The following is a 20,053-nucleotide window of genomic DNA, read 5'->3' on the forward strand; positions in this document are numbered from 1 at the left end:
GAACGGATCGATGAGTACGATTGCCGCCGAACGCGCACCGTCGCGCAGCCGCAGCCGGTTGCCCGAACCGAAGCACTGGGTCGGGCAGGCGGGGCTATGGACGTTTACCGCCGCGCTGATCGCCATTCACCAGGGCAAGGTGCTGACGCTCGCGTTTCCGGTGCTGGCCATCGCGGTCGGCATCTGGCTGTATTTCAAGAGCCCGGCGCGCTACGTCGGCTTCATGTGGTGGGTGTGGTTCCTGAGCCCTGAAGTTCGACGTCTCGCCGACTGGTCGAAGGGCGCGTTCACGCCGACGAGCCTGATCCAGGTCGCGCCGCTCGCGGTGACGATGATCGCCGGGTTCGGGCTGCTCAGGCATTACCGCGTGCTTGCGCAGCGGCGCGGGATTCCCGTGCTGCTGATGCTGTTCGGGCTGACGTATGCATATCTGGTCGGGATCGTGTCGAGCGGCGTGATGGCCGCGACCTACGACCTCGCGAACTGGGTGTACCCGGTGCTGATCGGCTTTCACATCATGGTCAACTCGCGCGATTATCCCGAGTACCGCGACGTGCTGCTGTCCACGTTCATGTGGGGCATGCTCGTGATGGGCGTGTACGGCGTCGTGCAGTACTTCGTGATGCCGCAGTGGGACGTGCTGTGGATGATCGGGTCGGACATGGGTTCGCAGGGCGAGCCGGTGCCGTACGGTGTCCGCGTCTTCAGCACGATGAACTCGTCGGGGCCGTTCGCGTTCGCGATCATGGGCGCGCTGGTGTTCGTGTTCGCCGCGCCGCAGAAGGTCCGCTGGTTCGCAGGCGCCGCCGGCTTCGTATCGTTCGCGCTGTGTCTCGTGCGCTCGACGTGGGGCGGCTGGGTGATCGCGCTCGCGATCCAGCTCGTGCAGTCGAGCAACCGCGTGCGGATGCGGATCCTGATCAGCGGTGTCGTGCTGGTCGGGCTATGCGTGCCGCTGCTGACCGTCGGGCCGGTGGCCGACCGCCTCGGCGCGCGCCTGCAATCGATCACGAACCTGAAGGACGACCGCAGCTACGACGACCGCAACAAGTTCTACGCGACCTTCGCGCAAACGGCGTTCACCGACGTCGCCGGCGAGGGGATGGGCGCGACCGGCGCGTCCACCAAGCTGTCGAGCGACAGCGGCGAGCTCGGCAAGTACGGCAGCTTCGACAGCGGCGTGATGAACGTGCCGTTCGTGCTCGGCTGGCCCGGCACGCTGCTGTACCTGTCGGGCGTCGTGATGCTGCTCGCCCGCACCCTGCGCGCGGCGTTCAAGCTGCGCAAGGACAAGTTCGTCGGTGCATGCCTGAGCCTGTGCCTGTCGGTGTTCGCGATGCTCGTGTTCACGAACTCGCTGATCGGCACGGGCGGCCTGCTGCTGTTCACGGCCATTTTTTCAATACTATCCGCGGCGCACTGGCAGAAGGCACAGCGCCTGCTGGCCGCCGCGCGTTCACGGGGAGGCGACCATTGAGAATCGCGATCGTTACGCACGTCGTGCGACATAACGACGGGCAGGGCCGCGTCAATTACGAAATCGCGCGCGCGGCGCTGGCCGAGAACTACGAGGTCACGCTGGTCGCGTCGCATGTCGCGCCCGAGCTGCTTGCCGACCCGCGCGTGCGCTGGGTGCCGGTGAAGGTCGGCGGCTTCTGGCCGTCGAATCTCGTCAAGCAGCAGGTGTTCGCGCTGAAGAGCGCGTGGTGGCTGCGCGCGCATCGCAGCGAGTACGACGTGCTGCACGTAAACGGCTTCATTTCGTGGATCAAGGCCGACGTGAATACCGCGCACTTCGTGCACGGCGGCTGGTTCAAGAGCCCGTATTACCCGTTCGGGCTGACGAAGGGGCTGTGGTCGGCCTACCAGTACGTCTACACGCGCGTGAATACGGCGCTCGAGCGCTGGGCGTACCGGCGTTCGCGCGCGATCACGGCCGTGTCGCAGAAGGTGGCCGACGAGATCGCCGGGCTCGGCATCGACAGCGGCAAGATCAGCGTGATCTACAACGGCGTCGACGGCAGCGCGTTCGCGGGCGCGCAGGCCGATCGCGCGGCGTTCAAGCTGCCGGACGATGCGTTCCTGCTGCTGTTCGTCGGCGACCTGCGCACGCCGCGCAAGAACCTCGGCACCGTGCTGAAGGCGCTGACGAAGCTGCCGGCGAACGTCCATCTCGCGGTGGCGGGTTATCTGCCCGGCAGCCCGTATCCGGACGAGGCGCGCGCGCTCGGCATCGATTCGCGCGTGCATTTCCTCGGTCTCGTGAAGAACATGCCGACGCTGATGCGCTCGGTCGACGCCTACGTGTTTCCGTCGCGCTACGAAGCGATGAGCCTGTCGCTGCTCGAAGCAATGGCGGCCGGGTTGCCGGTCGTCACCGCGCGCACCGCCGGCGGCGCGGAAATCATTACGCGCGACTGCGGGATCGTGCTGGAGGACCCCGACGATCCGGCCGCGCTCGCGCAGGCGATCGGCTCGCTCGCGGCGTCGCGCGACACCTGTCGCGCGATGGGCGACGCGGCCCGCGAACTGATGACCCGTTTCGGCTGGGCCCACATGGGCGCCCAGTATGTCGCGCTCTACCGGCGCATCGGCCAACCCTCGCAGCCGTCCGCCTTCGAGCGGGTCGAGCATGCGGTTACGCAGGAGCAGTCGTAATGTCCCAATCTTCCCGGCCGATCAAATCGTTGCAGATTGGCATGCACTGGTTCCCCGAACGCGCGGGCGGCCTCGACCGGATGTACTACTCGCTCGTCGGCGCGCTGCCCGGTGCGGGCGTCGAGGTGCGCGGGCTCGTTGCCGGCTCGCCGAAGGTCGCCGACGACACGGGCGGTGCGATCCAGGGCTTCGGACCCGCGTCGCAGCCGCTTGCGCGCCGCATGCTCGCCGCGCGCCGCGCGTTGCGCGACGAGATCCGCAGCGAGCGTCCGGACGTGATTTCGTCGCACTTCGCGCTGTACACGTTCCCGGGCCTCGACGTGACGCGCGGGATTCCGCAGGTGTCGCATTTCCAGGGCCCGTGGGCCGACGAAAGCCAGGTCGAGGGCGCCGCGTCGCTCGGGCAGCGCGCGAAACGCTATCTCGAACAGGCCGTCTATACGCGCTCGTCGCGCCTGATCGTGCTGTCGCAGGCATTCGGCCAGATCCTGACGAACCGCTACGGCATCGATCCGTCGCGCGTGCGCGTGATTCCCGGCTGCGTCGATACCGCGCAGTTCGATACGCCGCTCACGCCGGCCGAGGCGCGGCACAAGCTGCAACTGCCGCAGGACCGGCCGATCGTGCTGGCCGTGCGCCGGCTCGTGCGGCGCATGGGGCTGGAAGACCTGATCGACGCGATCGGTCTCGTCAAGCACCGTCACCCGGACGTGCTGCTGCTGATCGCCGGCAAAGGCAAGATCGGCGAGGAACTGCAGCAGCGCATCGACGACGCGGGGCTGCAGGACAACGTGAAGCTGCTCGGGTTCGTGCCCGACCATCATCTCGCGGCGCTGTACCGCGCGGCGACGGTCAGCGTCGTGCCGACGGTCGCGCTCGAAGGCTTCGGGCTGATCACGGTCGAATCGCTGGCGTCCGGCACGCCGGTGCTGGTGACGCCGGTCGGCGGGCTGCCGGAGGCGGTGGCCGGGTTGTCCGACGATCTCGTGCTGCCGTCGACGGGCGCGGATGCGATCGCGGAAGGGCTCGGCGGCGCGCTGTCGGGCGCGATCACGCTGCCGGACGAGGCCGCGTGCAAGCGCTACGCGCGCGACCATTTCGACAACGCGGTGATCGCGCGACGCGTCGCCGGCGTGTACGAAGAGGCGATCCAGGCGGCGGGGTAAGCGAATGCGGCACGCCGCCGCGACGGTCGGGCCGGCGCACGCGCATGCGTCCGGTCCGCATGCCGGCCGCTCGATCCGGGCGAGCCGGTTTTTTTCGTTCCGTGCGAGGCAGGCCGCGGTTCGCGCTCGGTGTTCGACACTTCGACACGCGTCATGCACGCCGGAGCGTCACGGCCCATACGGCGAATGCACCCACGCTGACCGCCGCCCCGAGCCCGCAGACGCCGACCCATCCGGCGTGCGCATACATCATCGTCGACGCAATCGCGCCGAGCCCGCTACCGACTGAATAGAACAGCATGTAGCACCCGACAAGGCGTGCATGCGCATCGGGCCGCGCGCCGAGGATCATGCTCTGGTTCACGACGTGGACGGCCTGCCCACCGACGTCGAGCAGCACGATGCCGACGACCAGCAGCGCGATCGACGTACCGGCGAACGCGAGCGGCAGCCACGAGAGCGCGAGCAGTGCGAGCGCGGTGCCGGTCGCGGCTTCGCCAAGGCCGCGATCCGCAAGCCGGCCGGCGCGCGCGGCGGCTGCCGCACCCAGCGCGCCGACCAGACCGAACGCGCCGATCTGCGTATGCGACATCGCATGCGGCGGTGCGCTCAGCGGCAGCACGAGCGCGCTCCAGAAGATGCTGAACGCCGCGAACAGCAGCAGTGCGATCGCTCCGCGCACACGCAGCACACGCTCGTCGCGCAGCAGCGTGACCATCGAACCGAGCAGCGCCGCGTAGCCGATGCGCTCGCGCGGCGCGTCCGCATCGGGCAACAGCCGCGCCAGCACGACCAGCATCGCGATCGCGAGCGCGCCCGACACCAGATAAACCGCACGCCAGCCGGCGACATCCGTGACGACGCCCGCGAGCGCGCGCGCGGCGAGCAGGCCGATCACGACGCCGCCCTGCGCCGCGCCGACCACGCGGCCGCGCTCGCTGGCGCCTGCAAGCGCGGCCGAGCAGGCGATCAGCCCTTGCGTCATCGCGGTGCCGAGCAGCCCGACCGCGACCATGCCCGCCAGCAATGCGATGCGCGTCGGCGAGGCGGCCACGCCGATGCATGCCGCCGTCAGCAGCAGAAGTTGAACGGTGATCAGGCGTTTGCGGTTCAGCAGGTCGCCGAGCGGCACGACGAACAGCAGCGCGAGCGCGCAGCCGAGCTGCGTCGCGGTGATGACGCCGCCGACCGCCGCCTGCGATACGCCGAAGTCATGTGCGATCGAGTCGAGCAGCGGCTGTGCGTAGTACACGTTCGCGACGCTCGCCGCGCAGCAGACGGCGAGCAGCACGACGCGCGCGGTCGACACCCGCGAGACGGCGATCGGACGAGCGGTGCGCGACGTCGCGTTCGACGCGACCGTTCCTGAACAGGGTGATTCCATGGGGTGTCTCACGCTCACTCAGGTAGTTGCAATTTGAAACTGGTGTGAGTGTAGGAAAAGTAGTTTTAAAATGCAACCTGTGTGACGGCGGGCGATGGGCCCGCGCACGGACAGCCGGCGGCCCGCGAAGGCGTCGGCGCGACAGCGGAGAGCAATATGGCCAGGCAGAAAAGTCTCGCGGATTCGCCGTGCCCGGTGGCGCGGGCGACCGATATCGTCGGCGATCGCTGGGCGTTGCTGATCGTGCGCGATGCGTTCGACGGCGTGCGCCGGTTCGGCGATTTCCGCGCGAGCCTCGGCGTCGCGAGCAACATCCTGTCGGACCGGCTCAGGATGCTGGTGGACGCAGGCGTATTCGAAGTCGTGCCCGCGTCGGACGGCAGCGCATATCAGGAGTACGCGTTGACGAAGAAGGGCGAGGGACTGTTTCCGGTGATCGTGATGTTGCGGCAGTGGGGCGAGGCAAACCTGTTCGAGCGCGGCGAGCCGCATTCGGTGCTGGTCGAGCGCAAGACGGGCCGGGCGATCCGCAAGCTCGCGCTTCGGCACGACGACGGCCGGCCGCTGAAGGCGGCGGAGACGGTCGTGCGGAAGGTGGGCGACGAGGGGGGCGGGACGCGGGCGTGAGTGTTCGTTCGCCACGCGATACCGTCGCGATGTGGCCGGCTTGCCGGCCGCCGCGCGACAGGGGAACGGAGGCCGTGAGGCTAAGCGAGCCGTGACACGGTTTTCCGGCACGCCGGGCGACGCGCGCGAGCGCTCAGTGCCGCTCGCCGCGCCAGCGCCCCGGTGCGATGCCGAAGCGCTTCGTGAAAGCGTGCGTGAAGGTGCTCTGGTCGGCGAAGCCGACCATGCCGGCGATGTCGACGAGCGGATGGCGGCCGTCCGCCAGCAGCACGACGGCGGCGTCGAGCCGCAGCCGCTGCAGGTAGCGATGCGGGGTTTCGCCGAACGCGTCGACGAACAGTTGATGAAAGCGGCGCATTCCGTAACCACAGTGCGCGGCGAGATCGGCGATGCGCAGTGGTTCCGCGAGCCGCGCGCGCAGCCAGCGGTCGATACGCGCGAAATCCAGGCCCGCCGCGGGCGCGGCGAGGCCGGCATCGTCGAGCAGCGCGTCGCACAGACGCGCGGCGGCCTGCCACTGGAAGCGATGCGCGCGCTGCGTGTCGCCGGCTGTCCCGTCGAATTGCGCGGCCGCCGCCGCGACCTGCGCGACGAGCGACGTGAGCGCCGGGTCGATCGACACGGCACGCGCGCTGTCGAACAGCCGCTGGGGCACCGCGAGCGACGCGGCGGGCAAGTCGAGCACGAGCTGGCGATTCTCGCCGAGGCCCGAGTAATCGTGGCGCGCGCCGGCCGGAATCAGCCACGCCGCGTGCCGGTCGATGCGCTGGCCGACGCCGTCCACAGCCATCACCATCGCGCCGTCGACGCCGATCACGACCTGATGAAAGTCGTGCACGTCGGATGCTTCGCACGTGTCGTAACGGCGCAGCGCGATGGCGGGAGACGGGATGCGTTCCATCGGAAGGACGTCGGCCGACGGCGTCGTCAGACGGCGAGCAGTTCGACTTCGAACACGAGCGTCGCGTTCGGGGGGATCACGCCGCCTGCGCCGCGCGGGCCGTAGCCGAGTTGCGGCGGGATCGTCAGGCGACGCACGCCGCCGACCTTCATGCCCTGCACGCCTTCGTCCCAGCCCTTGATGACCATGCCGCCGCCGAGCACGAACGCGAACGGGTCGTTGCGATCCTTGCTCGAATCGAATTTCTGACCGTCGGTCAGCCAGCCCGTGTAGTGGACGCTGACGGTCTGGCCGGCTTGCGCTTCCGCGCCGCTGCCTTCGGTCAGGTCTTCGATTTTGAGGCCCGATGCGGTCGTGGTGACAGACATGACTTCTCCTGAAAGGGGTTGGGTAAAACCGCTATTGTAGGCGAGCGGGCAGGGGGCCGCCTTACGCGACAAGCGCCCCGCGGCATGCCGATCGCGCGCCGGCCGCGGTGGTGGTCTTGCATTCCGCCTGAAACGCGAATGGAACGCGCGTTTGAATTTTTCGCGAACCGGATCGACGGGGTTGCGCCGCGCGAACGGGGCGCGCGTATGAATCGGTGCCACCCGGCTGCTCGGCGTCACGTCGGGCGGCACCGCGTGATCCCGCGAAACGCCCGTCGCGCGGGGTGTGTGTGCCGATTTCGGCGCGTGCGTGCGCCGTCTGGCTGCCGGTCGCGTACCGGCGTGCGCGTTCGAATCCCGGCGCGCCAGAATGCCGCTCGAACCTCGTTTTTTCCGCGCTGCCGACCGTGCGCTGTTTGGAAGCGCGCGTCTACCGCACGGCTTGCGCGCGGCGCCGGCCGGCGCCTATCTTTACAGTTATCGATGTCAAGATTTCGGCGTTGCGCGATGCGCTGCCCGGGCCCGCGCCGACAAGGCCGCGACGGCTGGCGGGCCGCCCGAAAACCAGGAGAACGACGAACATGAAGTCAGCCGCTTCAGCCATTGCAGCCGAGGTGATGCCAGTGCGCCGCGACTTGCGCTTCGACCTGCCGGTCGAGCGCGCGAAGGACTGGCATGGGCTCGGCCCGCACGTGACCCACTTCTTCAACGCGCTGTCGCTGCTGTTTCCGGCCGGCGAACGCTTTTTCATGGATTCGGTGCGCAATTATCGCGACCGGATCGACGACCCGGTGCTCAAGCGGCAGGTGCTCGGCTTCATCGGCCAGGAGGCGATGCATACGCGCGAGCATGTCGAATACAACGAGCTGATGCAGGCCAACCGCCTGCCCGCGCGCAAGCTCGACAAGCGAGTATGGACGGTGCTCGGCTTCATGAAGCGCACGCTGCCGCATTCGGTGCAGCTCGCGCACACGGTCGCCGCCGAACACTACACGGCGATGCTCGCGGACTGGCTCCTGCGCGACCCGACGCGCCTGGACGGCTCGGTCGAAGGCTACCGGCAGATGTGGCTGTGGCATGCGCTCGAGGAAACCGAGCACAAGGCCGTGTCCTACGACGTGTGGAACGCCGTGATGAAACCGGGCCTGCGCCGCTACCTGATCCGCGTCGGCGTGTACCTGGTGACGACGCTGACGTTCTGGCCGACGGTGTTCCTGATGCACGTGACGCTGCTGTCGCGCGATCGCGACATCAGGCATCGTGTGCGCGGCATGCTGCGCATGATTGCATTCCTGTACGGGCCGCGCCGCGGGCTGTTCCCGCGCATCGCGGGTGAATGGCTGAGCTTTTTCCGGCCCGGCTTCCATCCGTGGGACCACGACAATCGCCTCCACCTCGCGCGCGTCGACACGCTCGCCGCCGCCTACGGAGAACACGACGGCGCGTCGGCCGGACGCGGCCGCGCTCACGCACTCGCGCCGCTCGCATCGGGGCGCTGACGCCGCCACGCCGCGCGGTACGTGTTGCGTTCGTGCATCATCCCCACTTCTTCTGACGATTGACCGGCGTCAAGCGGAAAACGGTTGCGCGAGCGCGTGCCGGCGCGGCCGCCGGGGCCGCGCCGGCGCCTGCCGCCGGGCCGATTCCACGTGCCCGGCGCCGCGCGCCGCACCCGCGCGCCCGCACCGGCGCGGCTTCGCGCGCCCGATATCCGTACGGCCATGTTTCCGCACCCGCCTCGCCACCGGGATATCACCCATCTAGCCGCGCACCGGCGGCGCCGATATACCGTTCATGAAAGGATCCGCCCGGCGCGCGATTATTGCCCGGGGGGATTTTATTCGGACGGAAATGCGGCCAATATGTCGGTTCGATCGAGGTCCTTCGGATGCGGCGGCGAGCCGGCGCACGATACCAACGCCAAGCGGGGAACAACGATGGTTGCAAGGTCACCCGACGCAAGCGGGACGGCGGCGTCCGAGATGCCGCCCGTGTCCGTTACCGCTCCCGAGGCTGGGCGCAAGCTGTTCGTCATCATGCGTTCGCCGGACGAGCCGTTGCTGGCACAACTGCGGGAGTTCGGCTGGGACATCTCGGTCGCGAAGACGGCCGGCGCCGCGCAGAACATGACGTCCGGCGTGAATGTCGCAGCCGGGCTCGTCGATTTCTCGGGCTTCACGTCGCGCGACTATCCCGCGCTGAAAGCGTGCCTGAGCCAGCCGGCGATCGGCTGGATTTCCGTCGCGCAGGCCGGTGTCACGATCGGCGTTGCCGTGCGCGAACTCATCCGCAGCTATTGTTTCGATTACGTGACGCTGCCGTTGCCGTACGAATGGATTTCGCACGTGCTCGGCCATGCGCGCGGGATGGCCGCGCTCGATCGCGTCGACGGCGCGGCGTACGCGGCGTCGATCGGCGAGCACGGGATGATCGGCAACTGCGAAGCGATGCAGCAGCTGTTCAGCACGATCCGCAAGGTCGCGAAGACCGACGCGAGCGTGTTCATCTCCGGCGAGTCGGGCACCGGCAAGGAGCTGACGGCGCTCGCGATCCACGAGCGCTCGGTGCGTGGCAAGGGGCCGTTCGTCGCGATCAACTGCGGCGCGATTCCGCATCACCTGCTGCAGTCGGAACTGTTCGGCTACGAGCGCGGCGCATTCACCGGGGCGAACCAGCGGCGCGCAGGCCGGATCGAATCCGCGAACGGCGGCACGCTGTTTCTCGACGAAATCGGCGACATGCCGATCGAAAGCCAGGCGAGCCTGCTGCGCTTCCTGCAGGAAGGGAAGATCGAGCGGCTCGGCGGCCAGGAGTCGATTCCGGTCGACGTGCGGATCATCTCGGCGACGCACGTGGATCTCGACGGCGCGGTCGAAGCCGGACGCTTTCGCGCGGACCTCTATCACCGGCTCTGCGTGCTGCGCATTCACGAGCCGCCGCTGCGTGCGCGCGGCAAGGACATCGACATCCTCGCGCATTACGTGCTGCAGAAATACAAGGCCGACAGCGGCCGCAAGATCAGCGGCTTCACCTCGGCCGCGCTCGACGCGATGCGCCGCTACGAGTGGCCCGGCAACGTGCGCGAGTTGATCAACCGGGTGCGCCGCGCGATCGTGATGGCCGAGAGCCGGCTGCTGACACCGCACGACCTCGGGCTCGAGGTCCCGGGCGAAACGGAGCCCGTGACGCTCGAGCAGGCGCGTTCGCTCGCCGAGCGCACCGCGATCGAAAACGCGCTGCTGCGCAACGATCACCGGATCAACAAGGCCGCCGCCGAACTCGGCATCTCGCGCGTCACGCTTTACCGGATGATGATCGAGCACGGGCTCAACGACCACGACAACAACGGCGGAAAGGACGGCGTGCCGCCCGACGACGCCGACCATCAGCGAGTCGGCTGAACGACGGCGGGAAGCGTCTGCGGCCGTCCCGTGCGCGGGCGTCCGGCGCCATGTAAAGAGCGTGAAACGTTTCGTGCCGGCGGCCACCCGGATCGACCCGGCAAACGTGCGCGGCGGCGTGCCGCCCGTGCCGGGAAAATATTCCGGATCGTCCGTGCGCCTTGTCCGGCAAGGCACCGCCGCCACACGGGCGCGCCCGCCCGCGCCACGCATGTTTCAGTTTCGCAACGTCCTGCCTGCCCCGCCCGTTCCGGTCGCGGGCTTGTCCGATGAAAGCCTTGTGCGGCCGGCCCGGAACGAAGCTGGCCCGCTCCTTGCGGAGTTTGAGGTGCGAAAGTCGATGACGTGGCGTCCGGCTGGTCTGGCAGCGAATCATGCGAGGACCGGCAAGGACGCAGTCCACGGGGATGACCGGACGGACGGGCAGCATAGCCCTGCTCCGAACGGCATGGGCCGTTATCGACGGATCGTCGGGGCGCCGGCTGTGTCCGGTTGCCGGTACAAGCTACGGATCGAATACGGGGTAGAAAAATGACGAACGATCGCCACACGCAGCGGCCGGCAGGCCGCGATCGCAGTGATTCGACCCATCGCCGGTCGACCGCGCATCTTGCTGCCGGCCGGCATGCGTCGACAGGCCACCTCTCCGCGCCCGGTGCGAGGCGGATCCGGCTGATACCCGGTCATCCGCGCCGGGCCGGCGCTTTCTCGCTCGCCAACCCGATCCGCATGGGGATGTGCACGCGGGCACCGGTTCCCCGGCGCCCGATCTTCGCCTATTGACGACGTCGAGCGCCTGCTGTCGCCAGAGCAGGTGATCCGTTTGCAATGCGAATGACGTGCGGCGTCCGGATGCGCGATACGGACGATGAACCAGCGCGACGGCGAACGTCAGGGAGGCGTCGCCGTCCGGCGAGCAGGGGAGGGGCGGTCAGACCGCGCGCGACGGGTATCGCACCCGTCCGCGCGCGGCGCCGCTTCAGCCGCCGTAGATGTCGAAGTCGAAGTACTTCGACGCGAGGCGCTTGTACGTGCCGTCCTTGACCATGTCGAGGATCGCGCGATCGATCTTCGCCTTCAGGTCGGTGTCTTCCTTGCGCAGCCCGATGCCGGCGCCGATGCCGAGCACCTTCTCGTCGACGAGTTCGGGCCCGACGAACTGGTAGCCCGCGCCGCGCGGCGACTTCAGGAACCCGATCGCGGCCTGCACCTCGTCCTGCAGTGCGGCGTCGAGGCGGCCCGACGTCAGGTCCGCATACACGCCGTCCTGGTTCTGGTACGACACGACGTTCGCACCCTGCTTCGCCCAGTACGCCTTCGCATACGCTTCCTGCGTCGTGCCCTGTTCGACGCCGATCGACTTGCCTTTCAGCGATTCGGCCGTCGGCAGCAGCGGCGAACCCTTCTTCACGACGAGCCGCGTCGGCTGGTTGTAGATCTTCGTCGTGAAGCCGATCTGTTCCGCGCGCTGCGGCGTGATCGACATCGACGACAGCACCGCGTCGAACTTCTTCGCCTTCAGCGCCGGGATCATCCCGTCGAAATCGTTCTCGAGCCACACGCACTTCGCCTTCAGCCGTGCGCAGATCTCGTTGCCGAGGTCGATGTCGAAGCCGACGAGCTTGCCGTCGGGCGCCTTCGATTCGAACGGCGCGTAGCTGGCATCGGTGCCGAAGCGCAGCGTGGTCCAGTCCTTCGCGACGGCGGGGCCTGCCGATACCGCGAGCAGGGCGATCGAAACGGCGGCAATCAGTCTCTTCATGGTGGTTCCTTGGCGTGGTCTATCCGGTTCTGGGCGACACGGTTGCTGCGGGGGGACGCTCCGCGTCCCGGTGCGCTGTCCGCACGGTCATTAACGCAGAAAATAAAATAACAGTCCAGAATGGACAAAAAATATCGATCCTTCGGACGGAATGCCGACGCCTTGGGGGGCGACCCTTGCAAAAATGCGAAAATGGACTAATCTTGTTAGTAAATTCGTTTCGAGACTAACGATCATGTCACAGCCCGCTTTCGATTCGCATTCCGCCCCGCGGCAGGCCTCGGTCGCGCGGATGTCGGCGGCCGGCCTGCGTGCGTTCTTCAACATCGCGCGCGACTGGGAGCTGACGATCGACGAACAGATCGTGCTACTCGGGTCGCCCGGCCGCTCGACGTTCTTCAAGTGGAAGGCCGCGCCTGAATCGGCCCGCCTGCCGCGCGATACGCTCGAGCGGCTATCGCTGCTGCTCGGCATCTACAAGGCGCTGCAGATCCTGCTGCCGCAGCCGGCCGCGGCCGACACCTGGGTCAAGCGGCCCAACGACGCCGCACCGTTCGGCGGCAAGCGCGCGCTCGACCGCATGCTCGCCGGCAACGTCGGCGACCTGGTTGCCGTCCGTCAATATCTCGACGCGATGCGGGGTGGCTGGGCGTGACGATGCCGATTGAAGAAGTACAACACTGGCCCACGACCGTCGTCGACTGGGCACCTGCCTATCGCGTGATTCCCACCCGTTTTCCGGCCATCAACCTGTTCGACCGCGTGGCGGCCGCCGAGGATTTCGACGCGCTCTATGCGCTGGAATCGCTGACCAACGACCGCATCCGCAACGAAGTCGGCACGCTCGACCTCGTGCCGCCGGCCGAGCGTTGCTACGGCCCGGGTTGGGGGCCGATCATGGCCGCGTTCACGCACCTGAATCCGCAGGGCAGCCGCTTTTCCGACGGCAGCTACGGCGTGTTCTACTGCGGACGGTCGCGCGATACGGCGATCGCCGAGACGCGCTATCACAGCGGGCTGTTCCTGGCCGCGACGAAGGAGGCGCCGATGCGCCAGCAGATGCGGCTGTACACGGTGTACGCGCAGGGCGACGTCGCCGACGTGCGCACGTGGCCGCAGCGCAGCCAGGGGCTGCTCGATCCGCTCGACTACAGCGCCGGGCAGGCGCTCGGTCGCGCGGTGCTCAATGCGGGCGGCGCGGGGATCGTCTATCCGTCGGTGCGCGACCTGCGCGGCGAGTGTCTCGCGGCGTTCCGCACGACGTTGCTGCGCGACTGCCATCACGCGGCGTATCTCGAATACAACTGGAACGGTTCCGCGATCGATGCGGTGTTCGAACTGAACCAGGTCGGCTAGCCAGCGCGTTGGGCATGCCATGAACGCTGCCTGCCCCAAGCCCCGTCATTGGCGTGATCAGGCCTTAAGGCAGCGGCAGGTCGCCCGCATGACGTGCGCGCGCGTCGGCCTGGGTGAGCGACCACGTCTCGCCCGTGCACGGCTCGACGATCGTCAGGCGTCCGGACGGTGCGAACGCGCCGGTGTCGATGAACCATTGCGCGCCGATGCGCTGCGGCGCGCGCACGGGCGTGTGGCCGGTGCAGGTCAGCGACAGGCCGGCCTGCCGGGCCGGGTCGGCGAGCCCCTGCACCAGGTCGCGCCCCCAGATCAGCCGCTCGCGCACGTCCGGCGAATAGCTGCCCGTGTCGAGTTCGGCGTCCGAACCGAAGAATTCCGCATGCAGCACGTTGAAGCGCGCAGGGCCGTCGCCGATCACGCGCACGAGCGGCAGCGCGTCGACGCGTGCCGCATGCACGTGCAGCCGTTCCGGCGGAAGATCGGCGCCCCAGTCGCCGCCGATTCCGCGCCACGCGTCGGGCGACAGCTTGCCGCGCGACACGAGGCTCAGCACTTCTTCGTGATTGCCGCGCACCACGTGGCACCACGGGCGGTCGAGCAGCTCGAGCGCGGTTTCGGACGCGGGGCCGCGATCGACGAGATCGCCGACCGAGAACAGCCGGTCGCGAGCCGGGTCGAAGCCGATGTCGTGCAGCAGCGCGCGCAGCACATCCACGCAACCGTGCAGATCGCCGACGACGAAGTCGCGGCCGGCCGCGTTCGCGGGATGATGGCAGAGGACGGGAGTCATCCCGATATCTTAGGCGCTCACGCCCATCGCAACGTCATGCAGGAATGGCGATAATCGGGGCGGTACCGCCCGGCACGGCGCAGCGGGCCGTTCGCACGCCGGCTGAACCCTTTCCATCCGCTTTCGGAATCGTACGATGACGCTTTATCCGCAGGTGTTACGCAATCGGCCGCGCATGGTCGCCGCCTTCGCCGCCGGCGTGCTGTGCGCGGTGCTGCTGCCGTGGCAGTTGAGGCCGACCGCGCGCGCGCTGATCGGCTGGGATTGCACGATCTGGCTGTATCTCGTGCTGATGTGGGTGCGCATGGTCACCGCGCATCATCACCAGGTGCGCGAGATCGCGATCCGCGAGGACGAGAGCGCGACGACCGTGCTGACGGTCATCTGCATCGCGACGGTCGCGAGCGTCGCCGCGATCGCGATCGAACTCGCGACCGCGAAGAACGTGGGCTTTCGCGCCGGGCTCGGCCATTACGCGGTCACGGGCGCGACGCTGTTCGGCGCATGGTTCCTGATTCCGACGATCTTCACGCTGCACTATGCTCGGCTCTATTACGGCTCGCCGAGCGGCGATCGCGCGCTGCGGTTCCCCGACCGCAACCCCGAGCCCGATTACTGGGATTTCCTGTATTTCGCGTTTACGCTCGCGGTCGCGTCGCAGACGGCCGACGTGTCGCTCGCGAACCGTTCCGCTCGGCGCGCGGTGCTCGCGCAGTCCATCCTGTCGTTCTACTTCAACATGGCCGTGCTCGGGCTGTCGATCAACGTCGCGGCAGGGTTGTTGAGCTGACGCGGGTGACTTGAGCCGTTCGTACGCACGGCCACGCTCGAGCGTGCGGCGGTCGGCGGGCCGCGCGAGGATCGCTTCGAGAAAGCGCGCGATTGCCGTGTGCGTGCCGCCTCGTGCCGTTTCTCGTGGTCACGCGCCGCGCCGCATCGCGATCCACGCCCCCCAGAACAGGCTCGAGAAAAAGCGCAGCGGCGCATCGAAGCCCGCATCGTGCAGCAACGCGAACACGGCTTCCTCGGCAGCCGGCGGATCGGCGCCCTGCAGGATTTTCGCCAGCTGCGCACGCACGGCGTCGGGCGTCGCGCCCTTCATCCGCCAGCGCTGTTGCCACGCGTCGAGCAGGCGAGGGTGGTCCGCATAGCGGCGATAGTTGCCCGCGATCACGAGCGGTGCGCCGGGCTCCAGGCGACGCGCGATCGCATCCAGCAGCGCGGCCTTCGCCGCGTCGCCGGGGACGTGATGCAGCACGCCGATCAGCGTCGCGCCGTCGAAGGCCGGCGCATCGGGCAGCGCATCGACGCCGGCCTCGACGAATTGCGTGCGTGCGGCGAACCCCGCCGCTTCGACGTTGGCACGCGCGAGCGCGAGCATCGGCGCGGACGGATCGACGGCCGTGAACTGCCAGCCGGGTTCCAGGGCCGCGGGTACGCAGATTTCCTGCCCGGTGCCGCCTGCTCCCACGACGAGGAGCCGCGCCTGCGGCACACCGATCGCCGATGCGAGCATGCACGCGGCCAGCTCGTGGCACGCGTCGTAGCCGGCGAGCGCGATGCGGGATTGTTCGGCGTATTCGTGCGCGCGTGCCGGATCGAACTTCGCGGCGCTGGCGGGGAGCGACATGGCGGATTCCTCGGGTTCGGGCGCGGACGGGGTGCCCACGCGCATCGCACGGAGCGTAAGCGCGGGTCGGCCGCGCAACAAGGCGAGCGGCCATTCCGGTATGCGGACTACCCGACTCGGCGCGCCACATGCGCAACCATTGACGGGGTCGATTCGCATTAAAAAATGTGAGGAGTCGATGCATCGCGGCCGTGAAACCGGCGCATACTTTTCTTCCCCCCTGCCTGGCCGTCGCATGCCGGGCCCCGATGCGCCGCGCCGACCGCGCGGCCATGCCGCTCGGCACGCACGAGGAGCGCATGATGTCAGATTGTCCGCACGATCCGTATGCGCATCACTACATTCACTGCCTGCCGTCCGGCGCGCAGCCCTGCGGCGCGCTCGGCACGTCGCCGCGCACGCATTTCCGCGTATGGGCACCGGGCAGCACGCATGTTCAGCTCGAACTCGATACCGGTATGGGCCCGACGCTCGTCCCGATGACGGCGGCCGGTCCGCACTGGTTCGAGGCGTTCGTCGAATGCGGTGCGGGCGCGCGTTACCGCTATCGGCTCGACGACGTTACGTCGATTCCGGATCCCGCATCTCGTTCGCAACCCGACGGGCTCAACGGCCCGAGCGAGGTCGTCGATCCGCGCGCATTCACGTGGCACAACACGTTCTGGCGCGGACGTCCGTGGGAGGGCATTGCGCTGTACGCGATTCGTCCGCACGCGGTCGGCGGCTTCGACGGCGTGCGCCGCCGGTTGCCTCAGCTTGCCCGTCTCGGCGTGACCGCGCTGGAGTTGCTCGCGTCGCCGCACGACAGCCTGCCATTCGCGCCGCTCGCGGCGGAGGGCGGCCCCGACGCACTGAAGGCGCTGATCGACGATGCGCACGGCTACGGTCTCGCGGTGCTGCTGGAGCTCGATTACGCGCGCTTCGGCAGCGGCACCGACGCGCTGCGTCATTACGCGGCACCGTTCTTTCATACGCGCGACGATCCGCTGCAGGTGCCGCCGCTCGCGCTCGACCATCCGGAAGTTTGCGACTTCTTCTGCGACAACGCGCTGTACTGGATCGACGAATACCGTTGCGACGGCTTGCGGCTGCGCGAGGCCGACCGGATCGGCACGTCGTGGCTGCGGGAGATCGCCGATCGCGTGCGCGCGGCCGTGCCGGCCGACCGGATGATCCACCTCGTGCTCGGCAGCGAGCGTCATCCGGTGCATCTGGCCGATACGCATTTCGATGCGCAGTTGAACGGTTGCGGAGAACGCGCGCTGCATCGGCTGACGGGGCGCGACGTGTCGGTGCACGAAGGGATTTCGCCGAATCAGTCGATCCACACGCTTGCTCGCGCGCTGACCGCGGCAGGCGCGGCATTCCAGCCGGCCACGGCGGGCGACGGTCCAGGCGCCGAAGGGTTGTCGCTCACGTCGCTGGTGCTCTCCGACGGCGCATGGCGCGAAAGCGGGCATGGCGACCACGAGCAAACTCCCGACCTCGCGGCGCTTGCGCTATCGCTGCTCACGCCGCAGATCCCGTTGATCTTCGACGAAACCGCGCGCGATGTCGATCGTGCGCATTTCGTGCAGTCGGCGCTCGCGGTGCGCGCGAAGCTGATTGCGCCACGGCTGTCCGATTGCCGGCCGCAGGACGCGCATGCGCTGAAGGCGAGCGGTGACGGGGACGCCGATGCGCTGCTTGCATCATGGCGGCTCGCCGATGACGAGACGCTGACCATCGCATTGAACCTGTCGCCCGACGCGGTGCCGTTCGATGCGCCGAGCGGGCAGGTCGTGTTCGAGACGCCGGCACGCGCACGCGACCGGGTCGATGAAGGGGAGTTGCCGCCGTATTCGCTCGTCGCGTGGCTGACGGGCGACGTCAACCGGTACGCGCTGACGCACGACGTGCGCCGGATCGACGGCAGCGCACGGCACGCAATGCGTCCCGTTCCGGGCGCATGATGCCTGCGGCCGGCCGGATGCTGGCGCACCCGGCCGCACTTACCAGAAGCTGCGAATGCCCGCGACGCCGTACGCGCCGTGGCGGCGCGCTTCGTCGAGATGCGCGCGTGTCATGCCGCCGAGCGCATAGACCGGCATCGCGGCCTGCGCGGCCAACGCGGCGAATCGCGTCCAGCCGAGCGTCGGCGCGCCGGGATGGCTGAGTGTCGGCAATACGGGCGACAGCGTGACGAAATCCACGCCCGCGCGCGCGGCCAGCGCGAGATCGTCGGCCGCGTGGCATGCGGCCGACATGAGGCGCGCGGCCGGCAGCGGCCGTTGGGCGACCGCACGCAGCGCGGCGCCGTCGAGGTGCCAGCCCGCGCCGTCGAGCTGCATCACGCCCGCCACATCGATCGGCCCGTTGAGCATCAGTTGCGCGCCGGCCGCTTCGCAGCGCGCGAGCGCATCGGCGGCCAGCCGCGCGAACGCGTCTGCATCGAACGACTTCACGCGCAACTGCACGAGCGTCTCGCCGCGCGCCAGCACGGCCGACAGCCTGTCGAGGAATGCGTGGCAATCGGCGGCCGACGCGGACGCCGGCTCCGGCGTGATCACGTAGCAGCGCGGCAACGTCGGACTCATCGCGCGCGGCGAGCGGCGGCCGTCATTCGTCCGCCTCCTTCGCGATCTTCGGGTAGACGCGCACCAGCACGATGCGCGGCCCGTTCATCTTCTTCACGACGACGTCGAAGCGATCGAACGACACGCGCTGCCCTTCGGTCGGCAAATCGCTGAGCGCCTGGATCACGAGGCCGCCGACCGATTCCGCGCGCCCTTCGTCGATGTCGATGCCGAGCGCCTGCTCGAGCGACACGACGGGCAGGCTACCCTTGCCCATCAGCGTGCCGTCGTCGAGGCGGCTCCAGTCCGCATCGCCCTGGCGGAACTCGTCGTGGATCTGGCCGACCAGCGCGCCGAGCAGGTTGTCGAGCGTCAGGAAGCCGATCGGCTTCTCGCCCTTGTTGCCGACCAGCGCGAAGTGCGGCGCGCCCTTGCGGAAGCGGCGGAACAGGTCGAGTGCCGGCGTGTCGGGTTTCACGTACTGCACAGGGCGCACGTAGTCGGACAGGTCCTCGAGCGCCGCCCCGGCATGACGCGCGAGCAGCAGGTCCTTCAGGTGGATCAGCCCGCTCACCTCTTCGCGCGACGCATCCTCGAACAGCGGATAGCGGCTGAAGCGATGCCGCGCGACGATCTCCATGTTGTCGGGCAGCGGCAGGTCGCGGCGCAGGCCGATCATTTCATGGGCCGGCCGCATCAGGTCCGATACCGTCATCGACGAGAAATCGAGCGAATGCGCGAGCGTGTTCCACTCGTCGTTGGAGTACGTGCCGCGGGCCGGCTGAGCCGTGTTGCCCGCGCTGCGGCGGCTGCGCAGGATCAGCTTCAGCTCGTCGGTCGAGTAGTGCGCATCGCCGCCGTGGTCGGCCGACAGCCCCGCGAGCTTCAGCACCGCATTCGCGCTGCTGTTGAGCACCCAGATCGCCGGATACATCGCCCAGTAGAACGCGTAGAGCGGCAGCGCGACCCACAGGCCGACCTTTTCCGACTGGCGGATCGCCATCGATTTCGGGGCGAGCTCGCCAACCACGATGTGCAGGAACGAGATCAGCGAAAACGCGAACACGAGCGAGATCAGGTGCACGATGCGTTCGGACTGCACGCCGATCAGGTCGAGCAGCGGGCCGATCAGTTCCGCGAACGCCGGCTCGCCGACCCAGCCGAGGCCGAGCGACGCGAGCGTGATGCCGAGCTGGCAGGCGGACAGATAGGCGTCGAGCCGGCCGTGCACGATGGCGAGGATGCGCCCGCGCAGGCCGTGCTTGCGGGCAAGTGTCTTGACGCGCGTCGCGCGCAGTTTGACGAGGCCGAATTCGGCTGCGACGAAAAACCCGTTCAGGGCCACCAGGAACAACGCGCCGATGAGCGCGAAGATCTGTAACAAAGAATCGCTCCAGTCATGAAAGGCCCATCAGTATAGGGCCTGAAAGTGAAGTGTAATGATTCGGGCTGCCG

19 protein-coding genes are annotated in these 20,053 nt (G+C 68.3%); 11 read left to right on the forward strand and 8 right to left on the reverse strand.

All coding sequences use genetic code 11. The features are described from left to right. The first annotated feature begins 10 nt into the window (after nt 1-10). Genes DIE11_RS01700 through DIE11_RS01710 form a run of 3 tightly spaced genes read left to right on the forward strand, consistent with a single transcriptional unit; the run spans nt 11 to nt 3,824 of the window. Nucleotides 11-1,477: an O-antigen ligase gene (locus DIE11_RS01700; protein ID WP_059531583.1), complete on the forward strand. Its 1,467-nt coding sequence runs from the start codon at nt 11-13 to the stop codon at nt 1,475-1,477. Beyond that, complete coding sequence (locus tag DIE11_RS01705; protein ID WP_124621115.1) at nt 1,474-2,658, forward strand: glycosyltransferase family 4 protein; 1,185 nt, start codon at nt 1,474-1,476, stop codon at nt 2,656-2,658. Before DIE11_RS01700 ends, DIE11_RS01705 begins: the two co-directional genes overlap by 4 nt. Further along, the gene (locus tag DIE11_RS01710; protein WP_124621117.1) at nt 2,658-3,824 is read left to right on the forward strand and encodes a glycosyltransferase family 4 protein; all 1,167 of its coding nucleotides are present in this window, start codon (nt 2,658-2,660) and stop codon (nt 3,822-3,824) included. The genes DIE11_RS01705 and DIE11_RS01710 overlap by 1 nt, the downstream gene beginning before the upstream one ends. Before the next feature lie 151 nt (nt 3,825-3,975). On the opposite strand, the gene DIE11_RS01715 is transcribed toward DIE11_RS01710, so the two are convergent. Continuing rightward, nucleotides 3,976-5,208 carry an MFS transporter gene (locus DIE11_RS01715; RefSeq protein WP_124621119.1) on the reverse strand — a complete coding sequence of 411 codons (1,233 nt, stop codon included), beginning with the start codon at nt 5,206-5,208 and terminating at the stop codon, nt 3,976-3,978. 156 nt (nt 5,209-5,364) lie between these two features. Here DIE11_RS01715 and DIE11_RS01720 point away from each other — a divergent pair, with 156 nt between their 5' ends. After that, nucleotides 5,365-5,835: a helix-turn-helix domain-containing protein gene (locus DIE11_RS01720; protein WP_059532386.1), complete on the forward strand. Its 471-nt coding sequence runs from the start codon at nt 5,365-5,367 to the stop codon at nt 5,833-5,835. A 133-nt stretch (nt 5,836-5,968) separates the two neighbouring features. Here DIE11_RS01720 and DIE11_RS01725 read toward each other — a convergent pair whose 3' ends face one another. Together DIE11_RS01725 and DIE11_RS01730 are read right to left on the reverse strand one after the other, a co-directional pair. Beyond that, nucleotides 5,969-6,736, reverse strand: coding sequence for an AraC family transcriptional regulator (locus DIE11_RS01725; protein ID WP_124621121.1), 768 nt, complete (start codon nt 6,734-6,736; stop codon nt 5,969-5,971). Between the two features lie 26 nt (nt 6,737-6,762). Next, nucleotides 6,763-7,104 carry an FKBP-type peptidyl-prolyl cis-trans isomerase gene (locus DIE11_RS01730; RefSeq protein WP_059601657.1) on the reverse strand — a complete coding sequence of 114 codons (342 nt, stop codon included), beginning with the start codon at nt 7,102-7,104 and terminating at the stop codon, nt 6,763-6,765. Nucleotides 7,105-7,685: 581 nt separating this feature from the next. On the opposite strand from DIE11_RS01730, the gene DIE11_RS01735 reads away from it, so the two are divergent. From DIE11_RS01735 to DIE11_RS01750, 3 genes are all read left to right on the forward strand, one after another. Then, nucleotides 7,686-8,603 carry a metal-dependent hydrolase gene (locus tag DIE11_RS01735; protein ID WP_124621123.1) on the forward strand — a complete coding sequence of 306 codons (918 nt, stop codon included), beginning with the start codon at nt 7,686-7,688 and terminating at the stop codon, nt 8,601-8,603. Nucleotides 8,604-9,041: 438 nt separating this feature from the next. Continuing rightward, nucleotides 9,042-10,505 carry a sigma-54 dependent transcriptional regulator gene (locus tag DIE11_RS01745; protein WP_124621126.1) on the forward strand — a complete coding sequence of 488 codons (1,464 nt, stop codon included), beginning with the start codon at nt 9,042-9,044 and terminating at the stop codon, nt 10,503-10,505. A 61-nt stretch (nt 10,506-10,566) separates the two neighbouring features. After that, nucleotides 10,567-11,040, forward strand: coding sequence for a hypothetical protein (locus tag DIE11_RS01750; protein ID WP_124621128.1), 474 nt, complete (start codon nt 10,567-10,569; stop codon nt 11,038-11,040). Between the two features lie 444 nt (nt 11,041-11,484). On the opposite strand, the gene DIE11_RS01760 is transcribed toward DIE11_RS01750, so the two are convergent. Beyond that, nucleotides 11,485-12,267: an ABC transporter substrate-binding protein gene (locus tag DIE11_RS01760; protein ID WP_059466532.1), complete on the reverse strand. Its 783-nt coding sequence runs from the start codon at nt 12,265-12,267 to the stop codon at nt 11,485-11,487. A 235-nt stretch (nt 12,268-12,502) separates the two neighbouring features. Between DIE11_RS01760 and DIE11_RS01765 the strand changes: the two genes are divergently transcribed. Together DIE11_RS01765 and DIE11_RS01770 are read left to right on the forward strand one after the other, a co-directional pair. Beyond that, entirely contained in the window at nt 12,503-12,922 is a 420-nt protein-coding gene (locus DIE11_RS01765) for an MbcA/ParS/Xre antitoxin family protein (RefSeq protein WP_059601665.1), read from the forward strand. Nucleotides 12,923-12,924: 2 nt separating this feature from the next. Beyond that, the gene (locus DIE11_RS01770) at nt 12,925-13,623 is read left to right on the forward strand and encodes an RES family NAD+ phosphorylase (RefSeq protein ID WP_124621130.1); all 699 of its coding nucleotides are present in this window, start codon (nt 12,925-12,927) and stop codon (nt 13,621-13,623) included. Nucleotides 13,624-13,687: 64 nt separating this feature from the next. Here the strand turns inward: DIE11_RS01770 and DIE11_RS01775 are convergent, their stop codons facing one another. Then, nucleotides 13,688-14,413, reverse strand: coding sequence for a metallophosphoesterase (locus DIE11_RS01775; RefSeq protein ID WP_124621132.1), 726 nt, complete (start codon nt 14,411-14,413; stop codon nt 13,688-13,690). A gap of 136 nt (nt 14,414-14,549) precedes the next feature. Here DIE11_RS01775 and DIE11_RS01780 point away from each other — a divergent pair, with 136 nt between their 5' ends. Next, complete coding sequence (locus DIE11_RS01780; RefSeq protein ID WP_059601672.1) at nt 14,550-15,203, forward strand: DUF1345 domain-containing protein; 654 nt, start codon at nt 14,550-14,552, stop codon at nt 15,201-15,203. Nucleotides 15,204-15,332: 129 nt separating this feature from the next. Here the strand turns inward: DIE11_RS01780 and DIE11_RS01790 are convergent, their stop codons facing one another. Then, nucleotides 15,333-16,043 (reverse strand): class I SAM-dependent methyltransferase, encoded by a 711-nt coding sequence (locus tag DIE11_RS01790; protein ID WP_124621134.1) that lies wholly within the window; start codon nt 16,041-16,043, stop codon nt 15,333-15,335. A 302-nt stretch (nt 16,044-16,345) separates the two neighbouring features. Here DIE11_RS01790 and DIE11_RS01795 point away from each other — a divergent pair, with 302 nt between their 5' ends. Next, nucleotides 16,346-17,995, forward strand: coding sequence for a DUF3459 domain-containing protein (locus DIE11_RS01795; RefSeq protein ID WP_124621244.1), 1,650 nt, complete (start codon nt 16,346-16,348; stop codon nt 17,993-17,995). A 39-nt stretch (nt 17,996-18,034) separates the two neighbouring features. On the opposite strand, the gene DIE11_RS01800 is transcribed toward DIE11_RS01795, so the two are convergent. Further along, nucleotides 18,035-18,619 carry a thiamine phosphate synthase gene (locus DIE11_RS01800; RefSeq protein ID WP_124621136.1) on the reverse strand — a complete coding sequence of 195 codons (585 nt, stop codon included), beginning with the start codon at nt 18,617-18,619 and terminating at the stop codon, nt 18,035-18,037. Between the two features lie 22 nt (nt 18,620-18,641). Further along, nucleotides 18,642-19,982, reverse strand: a complete 1,341-nt coding sequence (locus DIE11_RS01805) for a hemolysin family protein (RefSeq protein ID WP_124621138.1) — start codon at nt 19,980-19,982, stop codon at nt 18,642-18,644. Nucleotides 19,983-20,053 lie beyond the last annotated feature (71 nt).

Source organism: Burkholderia sp. Bp9012, assembly GCF_003853825.1.
GTDB classification, from domain to species: domain Bacteria; phylum Pseudomonadota; class Gammaproteobacteria; order Burkholderiales; family Burkholderiaceae; genus Burkholderia; species Burkholderia diffusa.

Excerpts from the sequence above, each read along its gene's own strand:
- DIE11_RS01720 (WP_059532386.1), top strand. The coding sequence starts at position 5,365 with ATGGCCAGGCAGAAAAGTCTCGCGGATTCGCCGTGCCCGGTGGCGCGG.
- DIE11_RS01790 (WP_124621134.1), bottom strand. The coding sequence starts at position 16,043 with ATGTCGCTCCCCGCCAGCGCCGCGAAGTTCGATCCGGCACGCGCGCAC.
- DIE11_RS01765 (WP_059601665.1), top strand. The coding sequence starts at position 12,503 with ATGTCACAGCCCGCTTTCGATTCGCATTCCGCCCCGCGGCAGGCCTCG.
- DIE11_RS01730 (WP_059601657.1), bottom strand. The coding sequence starts at position 7,104 with ATGTCTGTCACCACGACCGCATCGGGCCTCAAAATCGAAGACCTGACC.
- DIE11_RS01735 (WP_124621123.1), top strand. The coding sequence starts at position 7,686 with ATGAAGTCAGCCGCTTCAGCCATTGCAGCCGAGGTGATGCCAGTGCGC.
- DIE11_RS01725 (WP_124621121.1), bottom strand. The coding sequence starts at position 6,736 with ATGGAACGCATCCCGTCTCCCGCCATCGCGCTGCGCCGTTACGACACG.
- DIE11_RS01780 (WP_059601672.1), top strand. The coding sequence starts at position 14,550 with ATGACGCTTTATCCGCAGGTGTTACGCAATCGGCCGCGCATGGTCGCC.
- DIE11_RS01770 (WP_124621130.1), top strand. The coding sequence starts at position 12,925 with ATGCCGATTGAAGAAGTACAACACTGGCCCACGACCGTCGTCGACTGG.
- DIE11_RS01745 (WP_124621126.1), top strand. The coding sequence starts at position 9,042 with ATGGTTGCAAGGTCACCCGACGCAAGCGGGACGGCGGCGTCCGAGATG.
- DIE11_RS01710 (WP_124621117.1), top strand. The coding sequence starts at position 2,658 with ATGTCCCAATCTTCCCGGCCGATCAAATCGTTGCAGATTGGCATGCAC.
- DIE11_RS01700 (WP_059531583.1), top strand. The coding sequence starts at position 11 with ATGAGTACGATTGCCGCCGAACGCGCACCGTCGCGCAGCCGCAGCCGG.
- DIE11_RS01800 (WP_124621136.1), bottom strand. The coding sequence starts at position 18,619 with ATGAGTCCGACGTTGCCGCGCTGCTACGTGATCACGCCGGAGCCGGCG.
- DIE11_RS01715 (WP_124621119.1), bottom strand. The coding sequence starts at position 5,208 with ATGGAATCACCCTGTTCAGGAACGGTCGCGTCGAACGCGACGTCGCGC.
- DIE11_RS01760 (WP_059466532.1), bottom strand. The coding sequence starts at position 12,267 with ATGAAGAGACTGATTGCCGCCGTTTCGATCGCCCTGCTCGCGGTATCG.
- DIE11_RS01775 (WP_124621132.1), bottom strand. The coding sequence starts at position 14,413 with ATGACTCCCGTCCTCTGCCATCATCCCGCGAACGCGGCCGGCCGCGAC.
- DIE11_RS01795 (WP_124621244.1), top strand. The coding sequence starts at position 16,346 with ATGTCAGATTGTCCGCACGATCCGTATGCGCATCACTACATTCACTGC.